Raw genomic sequence first — 5,165 nt, forward strand, 5'->3', positions numbered from 1 at the left:
GCCGCGGCCCGCGCCCGCGACGAGGGCTGGGCGACGCTGCGCCCCCGCGACACACCCGCTCTCTGACACCCGGCGGGGGGGGGGGGGGCGCCCCCCCCCCCCCCCCCCCCCCCCCCCCCCCCCCCCCCCCCCCCGCGGGCGGCCAGCGCCGAGGCGATGCGGACGCTGAGTTCCCGCACCTCCCCGTACGTCCGTGTCTCCCCCTCCGTGGTCAGACACGGCGCGTCCGGGTCGAGCGAGGCCCCCTTGTCCAGGTAGTCGACGAGCCGCATGACTCAGCGCTCGACCGTGACGGTCGGCTCACGGACCAGACCGAAGCTCTCCAGTACGCCGAGCAGCTCGCGATGCCCGAAGGCCTGGCACCCGGAGGCGAACCCGACCCGTCGCGGCGGCTGCTGCAGCAAGTGGTACGCGGCGTACGCCTGCATCAGGCCGGTCTGCTTGTAGTTCGAGTTGCCGTAGATGACGCAGTGGGCACGACCCAACGGACCCGAGGCGTGCACCGAGTCGACCGACTTGTTCAGCCGCGGATTCTCCCGGGGCGGCATCTGGTTCATCACCTGGGCCGCCGTCGCGGTGAGGGCCGCGTACCGGTCGTCGGGGGCCATGTCCTTGGTCGCCTCGACCGCGTTGGCCACGATCTGCGGCACGCCGTTCATCAGCGCCCGGTTGAACACGCCACCGAGCACCTTGACGTTGGCCACCCGCGGGTCGCGGCGGTACCAGACCGGGTGCGAGGTGCCACCCCACGGCAGCGCCAGCGCGAGCTCGTGCTGGCCCGGCAGCACCAGCTGATACAGCCCAGCCTCCGGATCCCAGGCCTCGTAGCGGTTCTGCTCGAGCCGGTACGCGCCCGAGGTGGCCGCGTTGACCAGGATCGTCAGCGTCGACGCGATCGTCGGGCTGCCGCCCCAGAACACCGCGATGTCCAGAGTGTCCAGTCCCGGCTTCTCCAGGCACAGCTCGGCCGCGATCTCGCCGGTCGTGTACATCTGCGCGATGCCGGGCGCGAGCAGCAGGCCGGCCGCGGCGAAGTCGGAGCCGTACTTCTCGTCGCAGGTGATCATCCAGTCCTGCTCGCCCGTGGTGTCGAGGTAGTGCGTGCCGGCGGCCAGGCAGGCCTCGACGACCTCGGGCCCGTAGACGCTGAACGGGCCGACCGTGTTGCAGACGACTTCCGCATCGGCGAACAGCTCGGTCAGCGCCTTGACGTCGTGGCCGACCTCGGCGATCTCGTAGTCGGCGGTCTCGATGCCGGCCACGTTCTCCTGCATCGACTGCTTGAGCTTGGCCGCATCGCGACCGGCGGCGACGAACGGGACGTTGTACTCGCGCAGGTATTCGCAGATCAGCCGGCCGGTGTAACCGGAGGCGCCGTAGACGACGACGGGCTTGGTGGCCATGTCACATCCCCATTCCGCCGTCGACGGGCAGGCCCACGCCGTTGATGAAGCGGGCCGCGTCCGAGGCCAGGAACACCACCGCGTCGGCCATGTCGGCGACCTCGCCCAGGCGACCGGACGGTGTGAGCTCGACGACCGCGCCCACGGCGGCCTCGGGCGACGGGAACAGGCCGATCTGGGCCACGTCGTTGGCCAGCCCGGCGCCCATCGCGGTCGGCACCAGACCGGGATAGACACAATTGACGCGTACGCCGTAACCGAGCTTGCCCGACTCCATGGCCGCGACCCGCGTGAGCCGGTCGACGCCCGACTTGGTGGCCGAGTAGACCGAGATGCCGGGGAAGGCGATGGTCGCCGCGACCGAGGCCACGTTGATCACGACGCCGCTCTGCTGGGCGCGCATCGCCCGGAAGGCGTGCTTGATGCCCAGGGCCGTACCGAGCAGGTTGACCTCGAGCTGCTTGCGCACCGCGACCGGGTCGAGGTCGACGATCAGGCTGGTGATCTCGACGCCGGCGTTGTTGACGACGATGTCGAGCCCGCCCATGATCCCGATCGCCTGCTCGACCGCGGCCGCCCAGCCCTCGTCGTCGGTGACGTCGAGGTGCACGAAGCCGCCGGGATTGCCGAGCGATTCGGCCACCTTGGGCCCGAGGTCGTCCTGCAGGTCGGCCACGACCACGGAGGCGCCGGCCGCGTCGAGGGCCCGGGCCATGCCTTCGCCCAGCCCCTGGGCGCCGCCGGTGACCAGGGCGCGCCGGCCGGTGAGATCGATCTGTGTCATCTGAGGCTCCCGGGAGGATCGAGAACGTTGAGACCCACATCACATGCCTTCGCTTGACACTTGTCAAGAAAACTTTGGACGAGTGTCAAGTCGTACGATGTCCTCGTGCCCCCTGTGAAGAGCCGCCCGGTCGACAAGTACGACCGCCGCCGTGACGAGTTGGCCGAGTCGGCGCTGCTGACCCTCGGCGAGATGGGGTACGCCCGGGCCAGCCTGCGCGAGATCGCCGGCAACTCACCGTTCAGCCACGGCGTCGTGCACTACTACTTCCAGGACAAGACCGAGCTGGTCATCTACAGCGTCCGCTACTACAAGGCGCGCTGCGTCACCCGCTACGACGCCGTCGTCCGCGACTCGGAATCGGCCGTAGAGCTGGTCGAGGCGTTCGCCGACAAGCTGGCCCAGACGATCCGCGATGAGGCGCCCATGCACCGCCTCTGGTACGACCTGCGCACCCAGAGCATGTTCGAGGAGCCGCTGCGGGCCGCCATCACCGAGATCGACGCCGCGCTCGAGGCGATGATCTGGCGGGTCGTCACCCGCTACGCGACCCTGGCCGGCGCCACGCCGTCGACGCCCGCCCCCACCGCGTACGCCATGCTCGACGGCCTGTTCCAGCAGGCTCTGCTCGCCTACACCACCGCTGGCGAACCGGTCCTCGACGGCCTGGCCGCCCAGGTCCGCATAGTCATGCCCCTGCTGGCGCGCTGACGTCGCCCCCTCTCGTGAGGCGGCCCACTTTGCCTTCGTTTTTTACCAAACGTTTGGTAATCTACGAGCCATGCAATCGGTCTTTCACTGGGGCGAGTTGGAAGCCCAGGCCCGAGCGGGCCTGACGCGGCAGGCGGCCGGCGTCTCCCGGCTGGTCCAGCCGACCCTGCCCGAGGGCGCCGACGAATTCCTGTCGTATCAGAACATCCTGGTCGTCGGAGCCCAGGCCGACGACGGCCGGCTGTGGGCGTCGATGTTCGTCGGCCCGCGCGGATTCATCAACGCCCCCGACGACGAGTCGGTGCTGGTGCAGGCCCGGCTCGCGGCCGGCGATCCGGTCGAGCCGATGACCCGCCGACCCGGCCGGCTGGGCCTGCTGGCCATCGACCTCGAGACACGCATCCGGCTGCGGATGAACGGCACGTCGACGCCGCTGCCCTCCGGCCTGCTGCTCACCATCGAGCAGAGCTTCCCCAACTGCCCGAAGTACATCCAGCAGCGCTCGGTGATCAGCCTCGACGGCACCCCGTCGGAGCCGGCCGCCGCCACGAGCACCCCCGCACTGACCGAAGACATGAGCCGCCTGGTCACCACGGCCGACACGTTCTTCGTAGCCTCGGCCTCGGAGGACGGCGACCCCGACGTCTCCCACCGCGGCGGAAACCCGGGTTTCATCGAACTGCTGTCCCCGACCCGGCTGCGCTGGCCCGACTACCGAGGCAACAACATGCTGATGACCCTCGGCAACATCACCGAAAACCCGCACACGGCCCTGCTCTTCGTCGACTGGACCACCGGCACCACCGTCCACCTCACCGGCCGCGCCGAGGTGCGCTGGCCATCCGACGCAGCCACCCCGGCTTCACGCGCGGTCGAGTTCGAGATCGATGAGGCCATCCTGCTACCACGCTCCCTGGCCGCGAACTGGTCGGCGCCGACGATGTCGCGCTTCAACCCACCACTGCCCGCCACCCGATGAACGCCGACGGCGCTCAGCGGTTCCCCTAGCTGTTTCGTAGTGCGGGCCAGATTCGTCCGGCTCCCGGTGTTGGAACCGGGCTTTCGCTCAGACGCCGCCAGGCGGGATCTGAGCCTCGCCGCAGCCCCGTCCCCGCTACGAACAGGCGCTGAGACCAATGTGGACCGGTCCCGACGCGAGAACCGCTCACCGGCGGCCCCTCCCCGAGGGACCACCCCGCCCACTGAGGTCGACACCGAATAGCGGCGCGGCTGCCGCATCACGGACCTGGATCAGCGGGCGCTACGGCCTTCGGCGAAAACCTGATTCCGTACGGGGAACCGGTCACCGCGACCGGCTCGCGCCCCCGCGAACACGCCGCCGCCTCGACCATCCCGCACGCCACCACCCCACACCGACAACCAGCTGCCCCCGGTGATCGCGGCGCGCGTTCCGGTCCCTCTTCGACCGGGCCAGCTGCTTCGGATGATCGAGTTCGACGTGGTCGCGGCGGGCGCTCCGGTCATGAGGGCCGGCCACCACTTCAGCCGGGATCGCCGCCCCGAAATACCAACTAGCCGAGATCGCAACGACGCTCAACGCCGGCCGGCGACTGCCCCCACGAGCATCTGTGGCAGCTCGGCCAGCGCGAGCTGGAACTCCGACGGATCATCCAGCACCCGGGCCAGGATCAACGCCCCCTCGATCCGCACCAGAGCGGCCCGGGCCCGACGCGGCGCCTCCTGCTCGGAGACACCCGCCCGCCGAGCCACATCGGCCATCGCGGTCAGCCACCCGTTGGCCAGATGCGCGGCCCGCGCCCGGATATCGTCGGGCGCTCCCCGCAACGTCATGGTGTCGAGCACACAGGCCAGCCGCCCGTCGTCATAGAACGCACCAACCCGCCGCGCCATCTCTTCCACAGCAGCCGCCGGCCCCAGCCCCGACGAGAGCGGCTCCAGAATCTCGACAAACGCCTGCTCCACGGCCTCAAGCACAGCCGCCGCCATCCCCGGCTTCCCACTCGGAAAGCGGTGGTAGAGGCTCGCCCGATGCAACCCCGTCGCCGCCGACAAATCAGTCAGCGACGCCCCCTCATACCCCGCCCGCCGAAACACTTCACTGAGCCGATCCAACAACGCCACATCATCAATACTCGGAGCCCGCCCCATACCCCCAACATTACCGAACGTACGGTAAACAACCTTTCGCACCCTCTCCCCAGGGCCCCTGGGGCACGCGGTTCCGTAACCAGGGCGCTTGAGAGCAGGCGCGCGATGGAACCCCCGCTTCGCGCTGAGCAGCGGCC

Annotated in this window: 5 protein-coding genes and 1 pseudogene; 2 read left to right on the forward strand and 4 right to left on the reverse strand. The window is 69.8% G+C overall.

The window, feature by feature from the left end; genetic code table 11:
• Positions 1-275 precede the first annotated feature (275 nt).
• Together M1L60_RS46275 and M1L60_RS46280 are read right to left on the reverse strand one after the other, a co-directional pair.
• Positions 276-1,403, reverse strand: coding sequence for a DUF5938 domain-containing protein (locus M1L60_RS46275; RefSeq protein ID WP_253244004.1), 1,128 nt, complete (start codon positions 1,401-1,403; stop codon positions 276-278).
• Position 1,404: 1 nt separating this feature from the next.
• Complete coding sequence (locus tag M1L60_RS46280) at positions 1,405-2,187, reverse strand: SDR family NAD(P)-dependent oxidoreductase (protein WP_253244005.1); 783 nt, start codon at positions 2,185-2,187, stop codon at positions 1,405-1,407.
• 105 nt (positions 2,188-2,292) lie between these two features.
• Between M1L60_RS46280 and M1L60_RS46285 the strand changes: the two genes are divergently transcribed.
• Together M1L60_RS46285 and M1L60_RS46290 are read left to right on the forward strand one after the other, a co-directional pair.
• Entirely contained in the window at positions 2,293-2,898 is a 606-nt protein-coding gene (locus M1L60_RS46285) for a TetR/AcrR family transcriptional regulator (protein ID WP_253244006.1), read from the forward strand.
• Between the two features lie 70 nt (positions 2,899-2,968).
• Positions 2,969-3,877 carry a pyridoxamine 5'-phosphate oxidase family protein gene (locus M1L60_RS46290; RefSeq protein ID WP_253244007.1) on the forward strand — a complete coding sequence of 303 codons (909 nt, stop codon included), beginning with the start codon at positions 2,969-2,971 and terminating at the stop codon, positions 3,875-3,877.
• A gap of 575 nt (positions 3,878-4,452) precedes the next feature.
• Here M1L60_RS46290 and M1L60_RS46295 read toward each other — a convergent pair.
• Together M1L60_RS46295 and M1L60_RS48470 are read right to left on the reverse strand one after the other, a co-directional pair.
• Entirely contained in the window at positions 4,453-4,842 is a 390-nt protein-coding gene (locus M1L60_RS46295) for an LmrA/YxaF family transcription factor (RefSeq protein WP_253244008.1), read from the reverse strand.
• Between the two features lie 48 nt (positions 4,843-4,890).
• A pseudogene (locus M1L60_RS48470) lies at positions 4,891-5,028 on the reverse strand (TetR/AcrR family transcriptional regulator); the annotation flags it as partial.
• Positions 5,029-5,165: the final 137 nt, after the last annotated feature.

The sequence above is a fragment of the Paractinoplanes aksuensis genome (genome assembly GCF_024137025.1).
In the GTDB taxonomy this organism is placed as follows: Bacteria; Actinomycetota; Actinomycetes; order Mycobacteriales; family Micromonosporaceae; genus Actinoplanes; species Actinoplanes aksuensis.